Source organism: Mycobacterium scrofulaceum, assembly GCF_002086735.1.
Classification (GTDB): domain Bacteria; phylum Actinomycetota; class Actinomycetes; order Mycobacteriales; family Mycobacteriaceae; genus Mycobacterium; species Mycobacterium scrofulaceum.
On record NZ_MVIJ01000037.1, the window covers coordinates 14,560 to 34,814 of the forward strand.

The 20,255-nt window shown below is 68.3% G+C and carries 17 protein-coding genes and 1 pseudogene; 7 read left to right on the plus strand and 11 right to left on the minus strand.

Annotated features, from left to right (window positions below; genetic code table 11):
* Nucleotides 1–3 precede the first annotated feature (3 nt).
* The 5 genes from ku to BST44_RS20910 all read right to left on the minus strand — a co-directional run bounded on the left by ku (nucleotide 4) and on the right by BST44_RS20910 (nucleotide 5,811).
* Nucleotides 4–912: a non-homologous end joining protein Ku gene (ku, locus tag BST44_RS20890; RefSeq protein ID WP_083179002.1), complete on the minus strand. Its 909-nt coding sequence runs from the start codon at nucleotides 910–912 to the stop codon at nucleotides 4–6.
* Between the two features lie 90 nt (nucleotides 913–1,002).
* The gene (locus BST44_RS20895) at nucleotides 1,003–1,914 is read right to left on the minus strand and encodes a carbohydrate kinase family protein (protein WP_083179003.1); all 912 of its coding nucleotides are present in this window, start codon (nucleotides 1,912–1,914) and stop codon (nucleotides 1,003–1,005) included.
* Nucleotides 1,911–3,320 (minus strand): mannitol dehydrogenase family protein, encoded by a 1,410-nt coding sequence (locus tag BST44_RS20900; protein WP_083179004.1) that lies wholly within the window; start codon nucleotides 3,318–3,320, stop codon nucleotides 1,911–1,913. The genes BST44_RS20895 and BST44_RS20900 overlap by 4 nt, the downstream gene beginning before the upstream one ends.
* 110 nt (nucleotides 3,321–3,430) lie before the next feature.
* Nucleotides 3,431–4,288: an HAD-IA family hydrolase gene (locus BST44_RS20905; protein ID WP_083179005.1), complete on the minus strand. Its 858-nt coding sequence runs from the start codon at nucleotides 4,286–4,288 to the stop codon at nucleotides 3,431–3,433.
* Nucleotides 4,285–5,811 carry a mannitol dehydrogenase family protein gene (locus BST44_RS20910; protein WP_083179006.1) on the minus strand — a complete coding sequence of 509 codons (1,527 nt, stop codon included), beginning with the start codon at nucleotides 5,809–5,811 and terminating at the stop codon, nucleotides 4,285–4,287. The genes BST44_RS20905 and BST44_RS20910 overlap by 4 nt, the downstream gene beginning before the upstream one ends.
* Nucleotides 5,812–5,943: 132 nt before the next feature.
* On the opposite strand from BST44_RS20910, the gene BST44_RS20915 reads away from it, so the two are divergent.
* Nucleotides 5,944–8,211, plus strand: a complete 2,268-nt coding sequence (locus BST44_RS20915; RefSeq protein ID WP_083179007.1) for an ATP-dependent DNA ligase — start codon at nucleotides 5,944–5,946, stop codon at nucleotides 8,209–8,211.
* Complete coding sequence (locus BST44_RS20920) at nucleotides 8,208–10,145, plus strand: fumarylacetoacetate hydrolase family protein (protein WP_083179008.1); 1,938 nt, start codon at nucleotides 8,208–8,210, stop codon at nucleotides 10,143–10,145. Before BST44_RS20915 ends, BST44_RS20920 begins: the two co-directional genes overlap by 4 nt.
* Here BST44_RS20920 and BST44_RS20925 read toward each other — a convergent pair.
* Complete coding sequence (locus BST44_RS20925; RefSeq protein ID WP_083179009.1) at nucleotides 10,142–11,059, minus strand: SAM-dependent methyltransferase; 918 nt, start codon at nucleotides 11,057–11,059, stop codon at nucleotides 10,142–10,144. The genes BST44_RS20920 and BST44_RS20925 overlap by 4 nt on opposite strands.
* A gap of 75 nt (nucleotides 11,060–11,134) precedes the next feature.
* On the opposite strand from BST44_RS20925, the gene BST44_RS20930 reads away from it, so the two are divergent.
* Nucleotides 11,135–11,941 carry an enoyl-CoA hydratase/isomerase family protein gene (locus tag BST44_RS20930; protein ID WP_083179010.1) on the plus strand — a complete coding sequence of 269 codons (807 nt, stop codon included), beginning with the start codon at nucleotides 11,135–11,137 and terminating at the stop codon, nucleotides 11,939–11,941.
* A gap of 40 nt (nucleotides 11,942–11,981) precedes the next feature.
* Here the strand turns inward: BST44_RS20930 and BST44_RS20935 are convergent, their stop codons facing one another.
* The 4 genes from BST44_RS20935 to BST44_RS20950 form a co-directional block, all read right to left on the minus strand.
* On the minus strand, nucleotides 11,982–12,848 hold the full coding sequence (locus BST44_RS20935) for an LLM class flavin-dependent oxidoreductase (RefSeq protein ID WP_083179011.1): 867 nt from the start codon (nucleotides 12,846–12,848) through the stop codon (nucleotides 11,982–11,984).
* Nucleotides 12,849–12,937: 89 nt separating this feature from the next.
* A complete protein-coding gene (locus BST44_RS20940; protein ID WP_142274617.1) occupies nucleotides 12,938–13,660 on the minus strand; it encodes an STAS domain-containing protein in 723 nt (240 codons plus the stop codon).
* A 488-nt stretch (nucleotides 13,661–14,148) separates the two neighbouring features.
* On the minus strand, nucleotides 14,149–15,381 hold the full coding sequence (locus BST44_RS20945; RefSeq protein WP_244184887.1) for a DUF4873 domain-containing protein: 1,233 nt from the start codon (nucleotides 15,379–15,381) through the stop codon (nucleotides 14,149–14,151).
* Nucleotides 15,378–16,283 (minus strand): AurF N-oxygenase family protein, encoded by a 906-nt coding sequence (locus tag BST44_RS20950; RefSeq protein WP_083179013.1) that lies wholly within the window; start codon nucleotides 16,281–16,283, stop codon nucleotides 15,378–15,380. Before BST44_RS20950 ends, BST44_RS20945 begins: the two co-directional genes overlap by 4 nt.
* Before the next feature lie 127 nt (nucleotides 16,284–16,410).
* On the opposite strand from BST44_RS20950, the gene cobF reads away from it, so the two are divergent.
* The 4 genes and pseudogenes from cobF to BST44_RS20965 all read left to right on the plus strand — a co-directional run bounded on the left by cobF (nucleotide 16,411) and on the right by BST44_RS20965 (nucleotide 18,802).
* Nucleotides 16,411–17,154, plus strand: coding sequence for a precorrin-6A synthase (deacetylating) (gene cobF / locus BST44_RS20955; RefSeq protein WP_083179014.1), 744 nt, complete (start codon nucleotides 16,411–16,413; stop codon nucleotides 17,152–17,154).
* 5 nt (nucleotides 17,155–17,159) lie between these two features.
* Nucleotides 17,160–17,402: pseudogene (locus BST44_RS31020) on the plus strand (DNA-formamidopyrimidine glycosylase family protein); the annotation flags it as partial.
* A 153-nt stretch (nucleotides 17,403–17,555) separates the two neighbouring features.
* Nucleotides 17,556–18,023, plus strand: a complete 468-nt coding sequence (locus BST44_RS31025; protein WP_231989271.1) for a zinc finger domain-containing protein — start codon at nucleotides 17,556–17,558, stop codon at nucleotides 18,021–18,023.
* A 29-nt stretch (nucleotides 18,024–18,052) separates the two neighbouring features.
* Nucleotides 18,053–18,802, plus strand: coding sequence for an SDR family oxidoreductase (locus BST44_RS20965; RefSeq protein ID WP_083179016.1), 750 nt, complete (start codon nucleotides 18,053–18,055; stop codon nucleotides 18,800–18,802).
* An 81-nt stretch (nucleotides 18,803–18,883) separates the two neighbouring features.
* Here the strand turns inward: BST44_RS20965 and BST44_RS20970 are convergent, their stop codons facing one another.
* On the minus strand, nucleotides 18,884–20,203 hold the full coding sequence (locus BST44_RS20970; protein ID WP_083179017.1) for an oxygenase MpaB family protein: 1,320 nt from the start codon (nucleotides 20,201–20,203) through the stop codon (nucleotides 18,884–18,886).
* Nucleotides 20,204–20,255 lie beyond the last annotated feature (52 nt).

Consider the following 20,255-nt stretch of genomic DNA (forward strand, 5'->3'; position numbering starts at 1 on the left):
GGGTCAGGATTTCGCCGCGGCCTTCTTGGCCGGTGCCTTCTTGGCCGTGGTCTTCTTCGCGGCGGTTTTCTTGGCGGCGGTTTTCTTGGCCGGTGCCTTCTTGGCAGGCGCCTTCCCATCGCCGGAGCGCGCCTTGACGCTGGCTTCCAGCTTGGCCAGCAGGTCCGAGACGTCCTCGGTCTCGTCGAGTTCCTTCGGCTTTTCCTCGGTGGTAAAGGCTTCGCCGCCTTCGAGTTTCGCGTCGATGAGCTCCTGCAGCTGCTCCTGGTAGGTGTCGTGGTACCGATCGGGATTGAAGTCTTCGGCCATCGACTCCACCACCTGGCCGGCCATCTTCAGTTCCGCCGGCTTGATCTCGACTTCCTTGTCGAGCACGGGAAAGTCGGGGTCGCGGATCTCGTCGGGCCACAGCAGCGTGTGCACCATCATCACGTCCCGCTTGCCGAAGTCCTTGACCCGCAACGCGGCCAGCCGGGTCTTGTTGCGCAGCGTGAAGTGGACGATCGCCATCCGATCGGTCTCGGCGAGCGTCTTGGCCAGCAACACATAGGATTTGGACGACTTGGAGTCGGGCTCCAAGAAGTAGCTACGGTCGAACAGCATGGGGTCGACCTCTTCGGCGGGAACGAACTCCAGCACCTCGATCTCGCGGCTGCGTTCTTCGGGCAAGGTGGCGATGTCGTCGTCGGTGATGATGACCATCTGGCCGTCGTCGGATTCGAAGGCCCGGGCGATGTCACGGTATTCGACGACCTCGCCGTCCACCTCGCACACGCGTTGGTAACGGATGCGGCCGTTGTCCTTGGCGTGCACCTGATGGAACTTGATGTCGTGGTCCTGGGTGGCGCTGTACACCTTGACCGGGACGTTGACCAGCCCGAACGCGATCGAGCCCTTCCAGATGGAGCGCATGTAAGTCAGTATGCCCATACTGTTCGCCGGCTAACAGCACGCCGGGCCGCTGCGCCGCAGCTCGTGACCGCATCGAAGCCTGCCGAGCGGTTACGGCCGGTTTGCCTGGGACCGTAGCTCGGCGCGATCGGGAAGATCCGCACCCGCGCGGCCCACGGTCAGCGCCGATGCCAGGCCGGCCGCCTCGAGCGCCTTCGCAAGGACCTCGATGGGGATGCTGCGCAGGGCCGCCCGCCGGCCGGCGCCCAGCAACCGCATTCCCCAGAGCGCGTCGAGCAGGGCGACAGTGAAGGCGTCGCCGGCGCCGACGGTGTCCACCACCCGGACCGGCCGGGCGGCCACGCGCGCCTCGCCGGCCGAGCACAACGCGAGCGCGCCCCGGGCGCCCATCGTCACCACCACGATCGCGGGTCCGGACGCCAGCCAGCTCCGAGCGGTCGATTCGGGTTCGTGGTCGGGGTCGATCCAGCGGAGGTCCTCGTCGCTGACCTTGACGAGGTCGCTGTGCCTGACGAGGTGCTCGATCCGCGCAACGGCCGATTCGCGATTGCCAATGAGCGACGGGCGCACGTTCGGGTCGAAGCTCACGGTAGCGGAGGCGCGGTAGGTGTCGATCAACGCCGCGACGGCCAGGCAGCCCGGCTCGAGCACGGCGGCGATGGACCCGGTGTGCACGAACAGCGGCGGCGGAACTTCTGGCGTGCCGGACAGCCGCCAGTCCAGATCGAACACGTAGCGCGCCGAACCGTCCGCGGTGAGCGTCGCTACCGCGGACGGCGTCCGGCTCGCCGAGGTGCTGCCCGGGACAAGCTGTGCGCCAGCTGATTTAACATATTCGGCGATGCGATGGCCGTATGGGTCGTTGGCGACGTGGGTCAGGAAGTCGACGTCGCGGCCCAGCCGGCCGAGCCCGACGGCGACGTTGAGCGGACTCCCGCCGACATGTTCGGTGCCCCCAACGATGTCGATCAGCGACTCGCCGATAACCAGCCCGCGGGTCATCGCAACAAAGCCTCCAGCGTTGCTCGAGCTCCCTTGTGGTGCAACGAATCCAGAGCCCAACGGTACGCGTCGACAAACCGGGGCTGGTGGGCCAGGTCGCAGAATACCGCGGTGATCTCGATGAACGCGGTGGGATTCTGGTGCTGCGAACGGGCAATCGGGATGAGCGAATCCGCGAGCTGATCCACCACTTCGTACGGCTTACCCCATTCGTCGGTGCCCTCCGCGTAGCGGGCCCAGCTCGCCACGGCAGCGGCCGCCATTTGGACCGGACCGTCGTTGGCCAGGTTGGCGCAGATGACGGGATACAGCCACTTCGGAATGCGGTCCGACGAGTAGGCGCAGAGCCGCCCTACGGTGTCGCGCACGGCCGGGTTGGCGAACCGGGCGACCAGCGTGCGGCCGTATTCATGCAGGTCGATTCCTGGCACCGGCGGCAGCGTCGGGATAGCCTCGTTGTCGAAGTAGGAGAGCAAGAACTCGGCGAAAAGGGGATCGCGCGCCGCCTCGTGGACGAACTGGAAGCCGCACAGGTGGGCGAAGTAGGCCAGGCACTGGTGCCCCGCGTTGAGCAGCCGCAGCTTCATCAGCTCGTAGGGGCGCACATCGTCGACCATCAGCACCCCCGCCCGCTCCAGCGGCGGCCGGCCGTCGGCGAAGTCGTCTTCGATCACCCAGGCGGTGAACGGCTCGGCCACCACCGGCCACCGGTCGTTGACGCCGAAGTCGCGCCGCACTTCGGCGGCCATCTCCAAAGTCGTTGCCGGAGTGATGCGGTCGACCATCGAGCTGGGGAACCGCACGTGATCCGCCACCCAGCAAGCCAACTCGGGGTCCATGCGTTCGGCACTGGCGAGGACCGTACGCCGCGCGACTTCGCCGTTGTTCTCGATGTTGTCGCAGGAGACCACTGTGGGGGCGGGGACTCCCCGATCGCGCCGCCTGGCCAGCGCTTCGGTGATCAACGCGAACGCGGGGCCGTCGGGATCGCGATACCCGCCTTCGGTGATGGTCAGCGAAATAATCCGGGTCGAGGCCGCGGCGAGCGCCTCCACCGCGGATTCCGGGTCGTCCGGGGCGTATCGGTAGTCCACGATCGAGCCGATCACCTGCGCGTCGCGGCTGCCGTCGGGATTCTCCAAGATCAGCGTGTACAGCCCGTCCTGACCGTTGAGGACGTCGCGCATGGTCCAATCGGCAGGCATCACCCCTACCCCGCAGATGCCCCAGTCGTTTGCCAGACCCTGCTGCAGCAGCAGGTTGATGTACGCGGCCTGATGCGCCCGGTGGAAGTGGCCGGCGCCGATATGCGCAATGCCGACGGTCATCTTGTCGCGGTCGTAGTTCGGCGCGTCGATCGGCAGTCTGGAAAGCGACGCGTTGTTCAGGTTGATCGGCCCAGTCATCGTTGGCCAACTCCTCCCTGGGCCGCAGCCCGTCATCAGGCTCGCAGCACCGCCCGGCGTTGTGACGACCGCGGGCTCCCACGCCCGGCGGTACATCACCAATCGATGCCTTATGTGAGCGGGTTGCCTTCGGCCGGCACCGCCGAAGGCAGCAGGACATCGGCAAGCGCACGCCACGAATCGGTTATCGCGACCGCGCCGGCATCGATCAATTCCGCACGGCGGCAATCCCGTTCGTCGGGCAACACGAACATCAGGTTTCCGACGGTGGCGTAACCGGCCGCAACCGCGGAAGCCACCCCCGCCACGGAGTCCTCGATGGCCAGTCCTTGTTCCGCCTCCACACCCAGTACCCGGCCGGAATGCAGATACACCGCCGGGTCGGGTTTGCTGGTCGGCACCGGAAGTGAATCCTCTGCGCTGAAGGTCACCGCTTCCGGTATCAGCGAGTCGATGCCGGTGGCGGCGAAGCAGGCCCGCAAGCGCTTGGTGGCGCTGGAGCTGACGGCCGCGAGCGCGAAATGCGGCGCGAGTTCTCCCAGCGGTTCCAGCACCCGCGGATCGGGCGTCAGGGTGACCCCCAGATGAGCGGTGACGCGTTCGCGCTCTTCGCGCACCCACCGCTCGAGTTCGTCGGCGACCAACGCCTCGCCGCGCGCCATGTCGCCGCCCGTGGCGACCACCGCCCCGGGAAGAGCCTGGGCCAACGCCTGATCGATCGGCAGCTCACACTGCACCGCCAGGTCGAGGGCCATGGCACGGAAGTTCTTCCCGACGGCCCGCTTACGCAACTCCTCAGAGCTGAGCGGAGCGGTCACACCGAACCGGGCCAGGAAACGATTCATCACCTCCGTCGACGCCTCGAACGCCGGCCTCTCCGAAGGGAACAGGTTGTCGTCGGCGTCGCACAGCAGGGTCGTAATCGGCGCCGGGTCGAATTCGCGCACAAAGGTCAGCTCGTCGTTCATCGTGACACCAACTGCCGTTCGTCGTCGCGCAGCGCATCACGCAGCGTGGGCACCACCCCGCGCGTGTCGATGTCCGCGATCATGTCTCCGAGGCGCAGCGCAAAGCCGGGAACCGGGCGCAGGTCGGCGAACATCGCATGCCGCAGCAGCGGATCGGGGTTGTTGCCCGCCATGTCGGCCAGCTTGGCCACCGGTATCGCCTGCGAGTCCTCGAGGTGCAGCTTGCGCCCCTTGAGGTCGTGGCCGCGCATGTAGCGGGCCCAGCCGGCAACGGCCAACAACAGCAGCGTGTGCGGCCTGTGCTGCGCGATCGCCTGCTGCAGGGAGGGCAGCACAAACGACGTTATCTTGGTCGTTCCCCGGCGAGCCAGCCGCGACAACTGATCACTCATTTGGGGATTGCCGAGCCGATCCAGCAAGGTCGCCCGGTATTCGGGCGTGTTCATCCCCGGGACTGCGGGCAGCAGTGGCTGAATTTCGTCGCGCAAGAGCTTCTCGACGTAACTGGAGAGCACGCGGTCGCGCATCGCCTGGTCGGTGCGCTGGTAACCGGCCAGGATGGCCAAACACGCCAGCGCGATATGGGTTCCGTTGAGAAGACGCGTCTTGATCAGCTTGTGGTCGCTGACATCGGCAACGAATTCGGCACCGACCTCCTCCAACGGCGGCCGCCCATTGCTGAACGAATCCTCGATCACCCATTGGCGATACGGCTCGGTCACCACCGGACATCTATCGGCCACGCCGAAGGTCTGCTCGACGAATTTGCGCTCCGAGTTCGAGGTTTGCGGGGTGATGCGATCCACCATGGTCGACGGAAACGCGACGTGAGTGTCGATCCAGCGCGCAAGGCTGTGGTCCTTCAACGCCGCAAACGACACCAGCGCTGTCTTGGCCGGCCTGGTGTCGCCGGCGATGTTGTCGCAGCAGAGCACCGTGAACGGCGCCATGCCCGCGCGGCGACGCAGGTCGAGCGCTTCGGCCAGATATCCCCACGCCGTGGCATACCCGTCGGACGCGACGAGATCGGCGCGCACGTCGGGGTCGTCGGCGGCGAACTCGTCGGTGACCGGGTCCAAGAAATATCCGTTGTCGGTGATGGTCAGGCTGACGATGCGGGTGTGGGGATCCACCAGGGCTGCGCGCACGGCCGCCCCGTCGTTCGGCGCGTAGTGGATGGAACCGATTGAGCCGACGACCCGGGCGGTCTGGCGGTCATGGCCCCGCTGCACCACGGTGTACAGCCCATCTTGTGCGGACAGTAGGTCTTTGGCGTTGGGGGAGTGCAGACTGACACCGGTAACACCCCAACGATCCGAAATGCCCGCGCGCGCAAGGTCGTCGAAGTAAACGGCCTGATGTGCGCGGTGGAAGTTGCCTGCGCCGATGTGGACCACGCCCCGCCGAAGGGCCGACCTCTCATACGTGGGCACCGCGATTCGCCGGGAATGCAGTTGGAGTGTCGCGTCACTCAGGGGGACGCCGCCGTCTGGACGCCAGGGGGACGGGATGACATCAAACATCGTTCCCACTGTGCCCCGATGTGGTCGCGGGTTTAACCCGTCCGTGGTTGATGTCACAAAAGAAATTGGGTGCGCCAACGATATTCGGTGGTCAGGGCCGTTAACAATACGGAAACGCGTAAGTTGACTGTTATGGCACCGCGGGTGAAGCTCACCAACGCAGACAAGGTGCTCTACCCCGCCACGGGGACCACGAAGCGGGACGTCTTCGACTACTACACCCGGATCGCCGAGGTGATGATCCCGCACATCGCCGGGCGCCCGGCCACCCGCAAGCGCTGGCCGAACGGGGTCGAACAGGATTCCTTCTTCGAGAAACAACTCGCCTCCTCGGCGCCGGACTGGCTGCCGCGCGGCAGCGTCACGCACCGGTCCGGGACCACGACGTATCCGATCATCGACAGCCCCGACGGGCTGGCCTGGATCGCGCAACAGGCCGCGCTGGAAGTGCACGTGCCGCAGTGGCGGTTCGTCGCCGAGTGGACCCGGAGCAAGGCGGAGGTGCTCAAGCCCGGCCCGGCCACCCGGCTGGTATTCGACCTCGACCCCGGCGAAGGCGTGACCATGGCCCAGCTGGCCGAGGTCGCCCATGCCGTCCGCGAGCTCATCGACGGGATCGGGCTGACGCTGTTCCCGCTCACCAGCGGCAGCAAGGGCCTGCACCTGTACGCGCCGCTGGCGGACCCGGTGAGCAGCAAGGGCGCCACGGTGTTGGCCAAACGCGTTGCACAGCAACTGGAGCAGTCGATGCCCACCCTGGTCACGGCGACCATGACGCGCAGCCTGCGGGCGGGCAAGGTGTTCCTCGACTGGAGCCAGAACAACGGATCCAAGACCACCATCGCGCCGTACTCCCTACGGGGACGCGAACATCCGACGGTGGCGGCACCGCGCACCTGGGAAGAGATCGACGATCCGGGGCTGCGCCAGTTGCGCTACGACGAGGTGCTCGCCCGCGCCGCGCGTGACGGGGATCTGCTGGCGCGCCTGGACAGCGACGTCGCCGTCCCGGATCGGCTGACCAAGTACCGCGGCATGCGCGACGCGTCGAAGACCCCGGAACCGGTCCCGCGCACGAAGCCGACTACCGGCCAAGGCAACTCCTTCGTCATCCAGGAGCACCACGCGCGCCGGCTGCATTACGACTTCCGGCTGGAGCGCGACGGCGTGCTGGTGTCATGGGCGGTGCCGAAGAACCTCCCGGAAACCACCTCGGTGAACCACCTGGCCGTCCACACCGAGGACCATCCGCTGGAATACGCCACCTTCGAGGGCACCATCCCCAGCGGGGAATACGGCGCCGGGAAGGTGGTCATCTGGGACGCCGGCACCTACGAGGCGGAAAAGTTCAATGACTCCGCCGAAAAGGGGGAGGTCATCGTCAATCTGCACGGCAACAAGGTCTCGGGCCGTTATGCGCTGATCCAGACCAACGGTGACCAATGGCTGGCCCACCGGATGAAGGAGCAGAAGACCTTCGACTTCGACGGGCTTGCGCCCATGCTCGCCACCCATGGTTCGGTGGCGGCGTGTAAGGCGGGCCAGTGGGCCTTCGAGGGCAAATGGGACGGCTACCGGCTGCTGGTCGAAATCGACCACGGCGCCCTGCGGGTACGGTCCCGGCGCGGCCGCGAGGTCACCAACGAATATCCCGATTTGCGTTCGCTCGCAGCCGGACTCGCCGACCACCACGTGGTGCTCGACGGGGAGGCCGTCGTCTTGGACGCCTCGGGCGTGCCGAGCTTTCACGCGATGCAGAACCGGGGCCGCGCCAGCCGCGTGGAGTTCTGGGCGTTCGACCTGCTCTACCTCGACGGCCGTTCGCTGCTGCGGGCCCGCTACCAGGATCGCCGAAAATTGCTGGAAACTCTGGCCAGTGGTAGCGACCTCATCGTCCCCGAGTTGCTCCCGGGCGACGGGCAACGGGCGCTGGCGCACTCCCGCGAGCATGGCTGGGAGGGCGTGGTCGCCAAGAAGCGCGACTCCACGTATCAGCCGGGCCGGCGCTCGGCGTCCTGGGTCAAGGACAAGAATTGGAACACCCAGGAAGTCGTCATCGGCGGCTGGAAGGCGGGGGAGGGCGGGCGCAGCAGCGGGATCGGCTCGCTGCTGATGGGCATCCCGGTCGAGGGCGGCCTGCATTTCGCCGGGCGGGTCGGGACCGGGTTCACCGAGCGTGACCTGGCGAACCTGAAAAGGACGCTGGCGCCGCTGCACACCGACCGATCCCCGTTCACCCCGCCGCTTCCCCGCGGCGAGGCCAGGGGCGTGACGTACGTCGAGCCGGCGCTGGTGGGCGAGGTGCGCTACAGCGAGTGGACCCCGGATGACCGGTTGCGCCAATCGAGTTGGCGGGGGCTGCGGCCGGATAAGGAACCGAGTGAGGTGGTGCGCGAATGAAATGGGTGACCTACTTGGGCGCCGGGGGAGAGCGCACCGGGGTGCTCTCGGGTGACACCATCCACGCGATGCCCGCGGGGGTGCCCCTGCTCGACCTGGTAGCAGGTGGCGCGGACGGGCTGCGTGCGGCCGGCGAGGAGGCGCTGCGTGCGCCGGCGGAGACCGTGCCGGTGGCTGCGGTGCGGCTGCTGGCGCCCATCCCGCGCCCGCCGTCCATCCGCGACTCGCTGTGCTTCCTGGATCACATGCGCAACTGCCAGGCCGCGATGGGTGCGGGGCGGGCGCTGGCCGACACGTGGTATCGCATACCGGCATTCTATTTCGCTTGCCCGGCAACGGTTTTGGGCCCATACGACGACGCCCGCACCGCGCCCGGAAGCGCCTGGCAGGACTTCGAATTGGAGATCGCCGCGGTCATCGGAACACCCGGCCGGGACCTTTCGGTCGAGGAAGCGGAGCGGGCCATCATCGGCTACACCATCTTCAACGACTGGTCCGCGCGTGACCTGCAGCAAATGGAAAGCCAACTGGGGATCGGGCAGGGCAAGGGCAAAGACAGCGGCCTGACGCTGGGCCCCTACCTGGTCACTCCCGACGAGCTCGAGCCCTACCGGCGGGGCGGCAGGCTCGACCTGCAGGTGACGGCCCTGGTCAACGACATCGTGATCGGGTCGGGGTCGACCGCCCAAATGGATTGGAGTTTCGGCGAAGTCATCTCTTACGCGTCCCGCGGCGTGACGCTGCTCCCCGGCGACGTCATCGGGTCGGGCACCGTGCCGACCTGCACCCTGGTCGAGCACCTGAACCCGGCGGCGCTCGATTCGTTCCCCGGCTGGCTGCATGACGGCGACGTGGTCACGCTGCGGGTCCAGGGGCTCGGGGAGACCCGGCAGACCGTGCGCGCCAGCGCCGCCCCGCGCCCGTTGGCGGCCCGGCCCAATCCGGACGCCGCGCCCGCGACGCGGCGGGTGAACAGGGCGCCGGCGAAGGTGCCCTACACCCGCGGCCTGCACCCGGTCGGTCACCGGGTGTGGGCGTGGACGCTGCCGGACGGGGGCTACGGGTGGAGCAACGCCGGGCTGGTCGCCGGCGACGGCGCGTCGCTGCTCGTCGACACCCTGTTCGACCTGGCGCTGACCCGCGAAATGCTCACCGCGATGCGGGACATCACCTCTTCGGCGCCCCTCACCGACGCGGTGATCACCCACTCCAACGGGGACCACACCCACGGCAATCAACTGCTCGACGCCTCGGTGCGGATCATCGCCGCGCGCGGCACCGCCGAGGAGATCGCGCACGGGATGGCACCGGAGATGCTGGCGATGGCCCAGACCGCGAACCTCGGCCCGGTCGCCACGCCCTACACGCGAGACCGGTTCGGGCACTTCGACTTCAGCGGCATCACGGTGCGCAACGCCGATCAGACGTTCGACCGTGAGCTGACCATCGATGTGGGTGGGCGGCGGATCGATCTGCTCAACCTGGGCCCCGCGCACACCGCCGCCGATTCGGTGGTCCACGTGCCCGACGCGGGGGTGCTGTTCGGCGGCGACCTCCTGTTCATCGGGTGCACCCCGATCGTGTGGGCCGGCCCGATCGCCAACTGGATCGCCGCGTGCGACACGATGATCGCACTCGACGCGCCGACGGTCGTGCCGGGACACGGGCCCGTCAGCGATCCGGACGGAATCCGGGCGGTGCGTGGGTATCTCGAGCATGTCTCCGAACAGGCCGAGGCCGCCTACCGCCGGGGGCTGTCGTGGTCCGAGGCGGCCGACACCATCGACCTCGGTGAGTATGCGACCTGGCTGGACGCCGAGCGCGTCGTCGTCAACGTCTACCAGCGGTACCGCGAACTGGACCCCGCGACACCACAGCTGGAGGTCATGGCCCTGCTGGTGATGCAGGCCGAGTGGCTGGCCAGGCGCGGCTAAAGGCGCACGGCGCGAACGAATTTGATCGTCGTGGCGGGGACCTGCTCCGCGGCCTGCCCCAACTCCGGCAGCCCGGCGGCCGAGAACAGATCGGTGAGCCGGGATTCGGTTGTCTCCCAGCCATTCTCGTGCAGGTGCGCCGCGACGTCGGTGTGCTCGCCCGGATAGGTCAGGGTGGCGAGATCCATGTCGAGCCCGTGCCGTCGCCAGCCGTCGGTCATCAGCCGGGATTGCTCCTCGGCCGCCGGCGAGCTGCCGGTCACGGTGCCGTAGTCGGCGGCGAACCGGCTGCCCTCGGCGGACAGCGGGATGATGGAGTCCAGTAACCGAACCTCCGCCTCCGGTGGGAGCCATCCGATGAGCACCCCCTCGGCGAGCCACGCCGTGGGATGGGCCGGATCGAAGCCCGCCTCCTGAAGCGCCGCCGGCCAGTCCTCGCGCAGGTCGATCCCGACCTCACGAAGCTTGGCGGTGGGCGCCGCGCCGATCTCCGACATGGTCGCCGCCTTGAAGGCGATCACCTCGGGCTGGTCGATCTCGTACACCGTCGTCCCGATGGGCCAGCGCAGCCGGTAGGCGCGGGAGTCCAGCCCCGAGGCCACGATCACCACCTGGAGCAGCCCCGCTTGCCCGGCCGCGGCGAAATAGTCATCGAAATACCGGGCGCGGGCGGCGAAAGTGTCGACCATCCGGGCAAACCCGACGCTCTGCTCGAGCTCCGCGGGGTCGAGCTCGCCGCTGGCCAGCCTGGTGAACACGTCCAACCCGACCGCACGCACCAGCGGTTCGGCGAAGTCGTCCGTGATGACCGGCTGCGGACTCCGGCTCGCGGCGGCTCGGGCGGCGGCGACCATGGTGGCCGTCGCCCCCACGCTGTTGGCCAGGTCCCAGCTGTCACCCTCGGTTCGTGCCATGCGTTCTCCTTCGATGTGGGGGCCAAACCACGGTATGCCCCGTCGATGAATACCGCATCGCCTACGGTTTCTGCCATGCCCGCAGTGGAATTGGAAACCGTCGAGGACGGCATCGCCCGCGTCACCCTGAACCGGCCGGAGCGCCTCAATGCCATCGACGGATCGCTGATCGACGGCGTCGACCATGCGCTGGACGTGCTCGGTGGCGGGGAGTTCCGGGCCGCGATACTCACCGGCGCCGGGCGCGGCTTCTGCGCCGGGGCGGACCTGAGCGGCGCGGGGGAGCCGTGGACCAAGCCCAGGCCGTCGACCCCGCCGTTCAAGGTCAACTACGACGCCCAGGTCCGGCTCGCCGACCTCTTCACCCGCATCTACGAGCTGCCCATCCCGGTGATCGGCGCGGTCAACGGCGTGGCCGTCGGCGGGGGGCTGGCGTTCGCGCTGGTCTGCGACGTCCGCGTGGCCTCGGACCAGGCGCGGTTCGGCTCGGCGTTCATCAAGGCCGGCTTCTCGTCGATGGACATGGGCACCAGCTATCTGCTGCCCAAGCTCGTCGGCGCGGGGGTGGCCCGCGAACTCATGCTGACCGGGCGCATCATCGACGCGGCCGAGGCCTACCGCATCAAGCTGGTGCACGAGGTGGTGGCCCCGGACGATTTGATGGCGGCCGCGCTGAAGGTGGCCCGGTCGATCGCCGAGAACAACGCCTATGGCGTCTGGCAGACCAAGATCGGCCTCAACGCGGCGCTGGACGCGCCCAGCCTGCGCCACGCCATCGAGATCGAGAACCGCACCCAGATCCTCAGCGGCTTCACCAACAACCCGGTCGAGGCGGCCCGGGCGCACCGGGAGAAGCGGTCGCCCAGGTGGGATCCCCTGTGACGGGTCCGACGGCGGTGGCCCGCCTCCCCGGTCTCCGCCGCTACACCTTCGCGATGACGTTCTCGGCGAACATCTCCAGGTTGCGGATCTTGGTCTCCAGCGGCTCGGTGTCCTTGCCCTTGATGTAGGGAATGCGGAAGCCGACGATGGCGTCGGTGACGCCCTTGTCTTCGAGGCGTTTGATGCCGTCCACGGTGTAGGCGTCGGCCGAGATGACGTGGATCTGGAACGGTCCGGTCTTGCCGGCCTCTTCGCGATACCGCTTCAGCTTGGCGATGAGCCCGTCGAGTTCCTCCGGGTCTCCGCCGCCGTGCATCCACCCGTCCAGCCGGGCCGCGCGGCGCAGTGCCGCGTCCGCGTGGCCGCCGATCAGGACCGGGATCGGTTCGGTGGGAGCCGGCGTCATCTTGGTCTTCGGGATGTCGTAGAACTCGCCGTGGAACTCGAAGTAGTCGCCGCTGGTGAGGCCCTGGATGATTTCGATGCATTCGTCCATGCGCTTGCCGCGCTTGGCGAACGGGACGCCGAGCAGTTCGTAGTCCTCCGGCCACGGGCTGGTGCCGACCCCGAATCCCACCCGGTTGTCGGTCAGCGCGGCCAGCGAGCCGATCTGCTTGGCCACCAGGGCCGGCGGGCGGATCGGCAGCTTGAGGACGAAGAAGTTGAAGTGCAGCTTCGTCGTCACCGCCCCCAAAGCCCCTGTCAGCACGAAGGTTTCGATGAACTCCTTGCCATCCAGGAACTCGCGATCACCGTCGGGTGTGTACGGGTACTTCGAGTCGGACTCGAAGGGGTAGGCGATGCTGTCGGCGATCGTCATCGCGTGGTACCCGGCCGCCTCGGCCGCCTGGGCCAGCGGGATGTAGTACTTGTGGTCGGTCATCGCCTCCGCGTAGGTGAACCGCACGTCATCCGCCTTCCTGGGAACGGGTCGTCACACGAGATTAGAACGTGTTCTAGTTCTACCCGCGCCGGGGTTCCGAGCACAATACGGCGTCAGAGCTGGTTCTCGGGTCCGATGACCGCCCACACCGTCTTGCCGTCCGAGGTGGGGGTGCTGCCCCACGCGCGGGACAACGCCTCGACGATCGCCAGGCCGGACACGTCGATGCCGTTGGCCGGCGACGGTAGCCGCAGGGCCGGGGCGTGGCTGCTGTCGGAGACCGCGATGGTCGCCGTTGCGCCGTGGCTCTCGATCCGCATCATCGGCACGCTCGCGGTGTGTTCCAGCACGTTCTCGACGAACACGTTGACCACCACCAGCGCGACCGGGATGAGCGTCGACTGCGACCAGGCGGTGAGCCACTCGCGGACCAGGCGGCGGGACTCGCGCAGGCTGGTCAGGTCCGCGGGCAGTCGCGCGTCGGCGCGGCGCACGGCTCGCCTGCTCTGCTGGCTGAGCGCCTTCATCGCCGCCTTCTCGGTCGAGTACACCGGCATGAAATAGGCGACGCCGCTGCGGGTGATCGCCTCGCGTGTGGCGCGGTGCGCGCAAACAAGCACGATCGGCACGTTGGGCTTGTCGCGAACTTGCCAATGGGCGCCGATGAAGGTCGACCACGCCAATTCGGCGAGCACCTTGAGCGCGGAGATGTTGACGATGACAGCGGCAGGCTCGTCCAGCGTGGCCTGCAGGATGTGGTCGCCCAGCGCCGCGGAGTTGGAGGTGTCGAGCACACCGTCGACGGTCAGGATGGCCACCGACTGATCCGTGTGCATCGCGACGGCCAGTGAGCTGGGGGACTCGGCTACCGAACTCACCGCCGGGGCCCCTTCCCCCTCGGAATCCCGTGCTGTCGAGGCGCCCGGACCCCCGGCTGGGTCGAACGCGAGGGGGACGTCGCAATCCGGCTTCCCAGCTGGTTCGTGTCGTCCGGTTCCATCGCTGCTCCTCGAATCACTGCCGGGCCAACTGCTTGAGTATCCGCCCTCGGCGGCAAAAGTCTAATTCGGGTCGAGCGGCCTACCCGCCACCGGAAAGCGCAGCCCACGCGGGCCGGGCCCAGGGCGCGCGCGGCGGGCGGCGCGGCGCGAACGGGGCGCGTGCCGGTCCCCACCCGTTGCAGGCCCCCGCCCCTACCGCGTCGAACACGATGTTCGAAGTCGCTGCGCAGCACGCGCATCCCCCGGGTTTACCACCCGCGGGGCACCCCCAAACGCGGCGACGCGCCCCAAAACATCAGTCGATGACCAGCGGAAGGCGGTGGTCAGCCGGCCGGGTAGGGCGGGGCTCCCACGCCGGCGACCGAGTGGGTGCCCCACGGCGTCTGTTCGACGATCCGCGCGGCGGCGCTGCGCCGGCCCACCGTCAACGTCGCGGTCCGAGTCTGGGTGAGTGTCTGGTCCGGCAGCGGCCGTGACGGCGAACCGAACACCGTCCCCTGCCAGTGGTAGCGGCCGTCGATCGGGTCGAGGTGGCCGGTGAGCCGGACCCGCACCGGATGGCTGGTACCGGCTATCTCGAGCGTCGCCGCGCCGTCGTAGGTGTCGTCGCGTTCGGGCGCGCTGGACGACAGGTCGAAGGCGGATGTCACCGGGGGCGGCGGGTCGGGGCTGAGTTGGGCGCGCTCGTTGAACACCTGCATGCTGCTCGCGCGCACCTCGATGCGGCCGCTAACCGTGCGCTCCATCGTCCGCAGGCACTCGGCGACGTAGCGGGCCTGCGCGGCGGCGTCGGGCCCGGTGATGAAGAAGTAGTTGGGAAAGCCGCGAACCGCCACCCCGCAGAACGGCTCCATGCCGTCGTGCCAGGCCTGCCGGAGGTCATGGCCACCGGCACCGACGAGGGCGCCCTCGGCCAGCCCCTCGGCGATGGCGAAACCGGTGCCGTAGACGATGGCGTCGACGCCGTGCTCGACGCCGTCGCGGGTGCGGATGCCCGAGGCGGTCACCGCCTCGATCGATGACCCGGCCAGCCTGACCGACGGGCGCTCGGCGGTGGTTCGGATGCGACGGCGCAGCCAGCGTCTGGCCCGGGTCGACCACAGCGGCATCTCGGTGACAACGCGGCGCGGTGCGTGGGCGAAGACGGTGACCGACGCCGCGGTCCGGCTCAATCGGCCGATGTGGTGGCCGGCGGCGGCGTCGGTGCCCACGACCGCGACGCGCCTACCGGCCGGGTCGAAGTCGGGCGCCCACGCGGCCGCGGGAAACGACGCGCCCGGGAAATCGTCGCGGCCGGCGAGGTCGGGCAGCCAGGGGACGAAGGGCCACGGGTCGGTGGCGACGACGGCCCGCGCCCGCACGTCCTCCCCGCCGGCCGTCCTCAGCAGCCAGCTATCGGTGGCCTCGTCAAACCTCGACCGGACGTTGGCGGCCGGCCCGTGAAGGACGACGAAGTCGGTGAGACCGGTCGCCGAGAACGCCGACCGCATGCCGGGGTGCGCGCCGAGGACGACGACGGGATGACGGGGGTCGCCGGGGCCGGGCGGCCGCGTCACAGAAACCTGCTGCGCTTCCAGCCGCGGCGGGCGATGGGGCCGAGCAGACCCACTTCGGTCAGGAACGCCGCCAGCGGGGCGAAGCCCGCGACCTGAATGTCGCGGCGGTGCGGGCTGGTCCGCGCGATCCGCCGCGCCCGCTTCGGGTCCAGGCCTGTGCGCGCATACGGGATCGGATTGCTGAACAGGTAGTTGAAGAAGTACCCGCCCAGGCCGTTGATGTTGGCCATGAACCAGCGGTTGAACCGCGGCATCTCGGCGACCCGCTTGCGGGCGCCGTCGCGCGCGAACTGGATGTGGCGCGCCTCCTCGGTGACGTGAATCCGCATGAGCCGCTGGATGATCGGCTGCAACTCCGGGTCGTCCATCATCTGGCGCTGCAGGGAGTCGAAGATCTCCTCACCGATCAGCGCGGCCACCCACAGCATCGAGCCCCGCTGAAACGCCAGCGGAAGCGCGTTGATGATCATCCGGTGAAAGAGCCGGGGCCGCACCGGTTTCGCGCCGATGCGCTCGATGGCCTTGCCGAACATCACCATGTGGCGTGTCTCGTCGCCCAGTTCGGTGAGCTTGTAATGGGTGGACCGGCTCGTCGGGTCCTCGTGCAGGATCGTCCGCAGCAGCGACTGATTGAGCATGTTCTCGAACCAGATGCCGGCCGAGAGGGTGTTCACCAGCTCCTGGCGGGACAGCTCGATCTGTTGCTCGCGGGTCATCTCGTCCCACATCGGGGTGCCGTAGAGCGACACCAGCCGCGGCGGCAGGTAGAACTTGTCCGGGTCCAGCGGCGCGTCCCAGTCGATGTCGACGACCGGCTCGTAGGACTTCTTCACCGAGCCCCTGAGCAGGCGCTCGGAGAACTCTTCCCGACTCGGCCCAGCTGGCTTCACCGCAGATGTCATCTGGCTGGCGTCCCTTCATTGGGTGCTTCAGACGGTACCCATGGTACTGGGTACTTTTGGCTCGGACTAGGCCCTTTAGGTTTCAATTCGGCAATCTGATCGAGCAACCCGCGGGCAGGAGAGCGTTTTGGGCCGGCACATCCACGTCATCGGCATCGGCGCCGGCGATCCCGACTACGTGACCGCCCAGGCGATCGAGGCGCTCAACGACACCCAGGTCTTCTTCGCGATGGACAAGGGCGAGGCGAAAAGCGATTTGGTCGCGCTGCGACGGGAGATCTGCGCCCGCTTCATCCGCGAGCCGGGTTACCGCTTCGTCGAGCTGGCCGATCCGCAACGGTCGACCGATACCGACTACCGCGGGGCGGTCTCGGACTGGCACGCGGCGCGGGCGCGGGTGTGGGCGGCGGCCATCGGCGCCGAGCTGGGCCCCGACGGTGTCGGTGCCTTCCTCGCCTGGGGCGATCCGTCGCTGTACGACAGCACGCTGCGCATCCTGGACGCCGTCAAGGCCGAGCTCGACTTCACCTTCGACGTCATCCCCGGCATCACCGCGATCCAGGCGCTGACCGCGCGACACCGCATCCCGCTCAACGAGGTCGGGGAGCCGGTCCTGATCACCACCGGCCGAAAGCTGCGCGCGCACGGGCTGACCGGATCCGCGGTCGTCATGCTCGACGCCGAGTGCTCCTTTCGGGCGTGCCCGCCCGGCACCCACATCTGGTGGGGCGCGTACCTGGGCACCGGCGACGAACTGCTCGTGGCGGGCACCGTCGGCGAGGTCGGCACGCGCATCGCGGCGCTGCGGGCGCAGGCCCGCGCGCGGCACGGCTGGATCATGGACACCTATTTGCTCAGACCGGCAGACTGAAGGGCGTGCCCGAACTGCCCGAGATCGAAGCGCTGGCCGACCACCTGCGCCGCCATGCCGTCGGCTTGACCGTCGGGCGTGTCGACGTCGGCGCCCTGTCCGTGCTGAAAACCTTCGATCCGCCGCTCGGCGCGCTGCACGGCCAGCCCGTGACGGGCGCCCACCGGTGGGGCAAATACCTGGGGCTGGAGGCCGGGGAGCTATTCTTGATCACCCACCTGTCGCGGGCGGGGTGGCTGCGGTGGTCCGACAAACTCGGCGCGGCGCCGCTGCGTCCCGGCAAGGGCCCGATCGCGTTGCGGGTGCACCTGGGCACCCCCGGTGAGGCGCCCGGCTTCGACCTCACCGAGGCGGGCACCCAGAAGCGGCTGGCCGTATGGCTGGTCACCGACCCGCAGACGGTGCCCGGGATCGCTGCCCTCGGCCCGGACGCGCTGGAACTCGGCGTCGACGACCTCGCCGGGCTGCTGGCCGGCAACACCGGGCGGATCAAGACCGTCATCACCGATCAGAAGGTGATCGCCGGCATCGGCAACGCGTACAGCGACGAAATCCTGCACGTCGCCAAGATTTCGCCGTTCGCCACCGCGGGCAAGCTGACCGACGAGCAGCTCACCACGCTGCACGACGCGATGGTGTCCGTCCTGCGGGATGCGGTGAGCCGATCCGTGGGCCAGGGGGCGGCCACGCTCAAGGGCGAGAAGCGCTCCGGGCTGCGCGTGCATGCCCGCACCGGCCTGCCGTGCCCCGTGTGCGGCGACACCGTCCGTGAAGTCTCGTTCGCGGACAAGTCTTTTCAGTACTGTCCGACGTGTCAGACCGGTGGCAAGGTGCTGGCCGACCGGCGGATGTCGCGGCTGCTCAAGTAGTCGACGGCCGCGGTCGCTATGCTGCCTGGGTGACTCGCCAGAAGATTCTCATCACGGGTGCCAGCTCCGGCCTGGGTGCCGGCATGGCGCGCGCCTTCGCCGCCAAGGGCCGCGATCTGGCGCTGTGTGCGCGGCGCACCGACCGGCTCGACGAGCTGAAGGACGAACTGTCCCAACGGTATCCAGGAATCAGGATCGCCGTGGCCGCGCTCGACGTCAACGACCACGAGCAGGTGCCCAAGGTGTTCGGCGAACTGAGCGACGAGCTCGGCGGCATCGATCGGGTCATCGTCAACGCCGGCATCGGCAAGGGCGCCAAACTCGGCTCGGGCAAGCTCTGGGCGAACAAGGCGACCATCGAGACCAACCTGGTGGCCGCGCTGGTGCAGATCGAGACGGCGCTGGAGATGTTCAACAAGAGCGGCTCGGGCCACCTGGTGCTGATCTCGTCGGTGCTCGGCAACAAGGGGGTGCCGGGCGTCAAGGCCGCCTACGCCGCGAGCAAGGCCGGCCTGAGCTCGCTGGGCGAATCCCTGCGGGCCGAATACGCCAAGGGGCCGATCAGGGTCTCGGTCATCGAGCCGGGCTACATCGAGTCGGAGATGACGGCCAAGTCGAACAGCACAATGCTGATGGTGGACAACGAGACTGGCGTCAACGCGCTCGTCGCTGCCATGGAACGCGAGCCCGGCCGGGAGGCCGTGCCGTGGTGGCCATGGGCGCCGCTGGTGCAGGTGATGCGGGTGCTGCCGCCGTCACTGACCAAGTGGTTCGCCTGACCGCTGACTAGCGGTGAGCGTCCGTGTTTGTACGCGACACGCCGGTCGGGCGCGTACATTTGCGCACGCTCGCGCCGCCGGTTAGTGCATGGCTGGCGTGTAATGCGTTGCGTCGGTGGTGAACTCCGGCTTCCCGTACGTCGCCAGCCGGAGCTTGAGCAGCCCGATCACGTAGGCGTCGGTGACCTCCCGCAGCACGGGAATGCGGCTGGCCTGGCTCACCACGTTGAATCGGCCGACGATGAACGGCGCGGTGAGGGCGACGCGCAGCAGATCCGTCGGCCCCATGGAGACCCCCATGGCCTCGGCGATCTCCCGGTCGCCGTTGCAGAAGGTGCGAACGAATGTGAGCTTGCTGAAACTCTTTTCGACCGCTTCCGCGCAACGGTCGAACAAGGAGGTGCCGGGCCGCAGGTAGGCCGCCATCGTGCCGCGAACGAGTTCTTGGCAGATGCTGTCGAATCCGTCGCGCAGCAGTGCCGATCGCGCATGCATGACATGGATGATGTCGGCGGGCTCGGAGGGCAGCAGCTCCTCGGGCAGCCCGAGCAGAAAGCAGCGATAGCGGGCGAATTCGACGACGGCACGTTCTTCGTTGGTGAACTCCGTCCGGCCCTGCTGGCGCGCCCGGCGGGCCAGCAGATACTGGCCGATCATTCCGGCGGGCATCTGGTCGACCTGCGGTACCGGCATGCCGTAGACGGCCGCATCCCACTTGTCGGATCTCTTGAGGGCGTTGTAGCGAACCATCGAGTGCATCAGCCGCACCATGGCCGCGGCCTCGAAGCCGGGGCCGTAGCGGTCCAGCGCGCCGGGCAGGGTGGTGACGGCGAAGAAGCTGGCCGTCTCGTTGACCCGCCGGGCGGCCCGCTTGCCCGAGAGCGCACCGGTCAGCGCCATCGGCAGCGCGGCGTAGGTGTTGGTGAAGGTCGCGATGAAAGCCCCGCGGGTGATGAACGGGGCCAGCAGCGCCGCCGGAATGCGCTCTTGCCGAGCGCCTTCGCGGACCAGGTCGAAGTCGATCCACTCGGGGGTGGCCTCCATGGCGGCGATGAACTCCGCCAGTTCGGTGGGCGCGTCGGCGACCGCGTCGATCCCCTCGCGGCAGGCCGTCTTGAGCATGTCGATCAGGTGCGCGACGCTGTACGAGTTCATCAGGGCCGCATAGGGATCCGCGACGACATCACCGAGCAGGGTGGCCGTGCTCATCAACTCGACCACGCGGTCATCTTCCAGGATCGGCGCGCGGTCGGCGACCCAGGCGGGCAGGGCCGAGTCCACGTCGGGCTCGGTGGCCAGGCGGTCCGGTCGCCGATCGAAGTCGAAATCGCCGTAGAGGCCGGGTTGCAGGTCCCGCTGGCTGCGGACCCGCCGCGCGAGCTCGGGGTAGTACGTGACCATCGCTGCCTTCCGCTAACTAACACTTCGTGAGCAATCCTCACAAGTTGTTAGT

Coding starts and splice junctions, on each gene's coding strand:
- ku (WP_083179002.1), bottom strand. CDS start 912: ATGCGCTCCATCTGGAAGGGCTCGATCGCGTTCGGGCTGGTCAACGTC.
- BST44_RS20895 (WP_083179003.1), bottom strand. CDS start 1,914: ATGACCCGCGGGCTGGTTATCGGCGAGTCGCTGATCGACATCGTTGGG.
- BST44_RS20900 (WP_083179004.1), bottom strand. CDS start 3,320: ATGACTGGGCCGATCAACCTGAACAACGCGTCGCTTTCCAGACTGCCG.
- BST44_RS20905 (WP_083179005.1), bottom strand. CDS start 4,288: ATGAACGACGAGCTGACCTTTGTGCGCGAATTCGACCCGGCGCCGATT.
- BST44_RS20910 (WP_083179006.1), bottom strand. CDS start 5,811: ATGTTTGATGTCATCCCGTCCCCCTGGCGTCCAGACGGCGGCGTCCCC.
- BST44_RS20915 (WP_083179007.1), top strand. CDS start 5,944: ATGGCACCGCGGGTGAAGCTCACCAACGCAGACAAGGTGCTCTACCCC.
- BST44_RS20920 (WP_083179008.1), top strand. CDS start 8,208: ATGAAATGGGTGACCTACTTGGGCGCCGGGGGAGAGCGCACCGGGGTG.
- BST44_RS20925 (WP_083179009.1), bottom strand. CDS start 11,059: ATGGCACGAACCGAGGGTGACAGCTGGGACCTGGCCAACAGCGTGGGG.
- BST44_RS20930 (WP_083179010.1), top strand. CDS start 11,135: ATGCCCGCAGTGGAATTGGAAACCGTCGAGGACGGCATCGCCCGCGTC.
- BST44_RS20940 (WP_142274617.1), bottom strand. CDS start 13,660: ATGCACACGGATCAGTCGGTGGCCATCCTGACCGTCGACGGTGTGCTC.
- BST44_RS20950 (WP_083179013.1), bottom strand. CDS start 16,283: ATGACATCTGCGGTGAAGCCAGCTGGGCCGAGTCGGGAAGAGTTCTCC.
- BST44_RS20970 (WP_083179017.1), bottom strand. CDS start 20,203: ATGGTCACGTACTACCCCGAGCTCGCGCGGCGGGTCCGCAGCCAGCGG.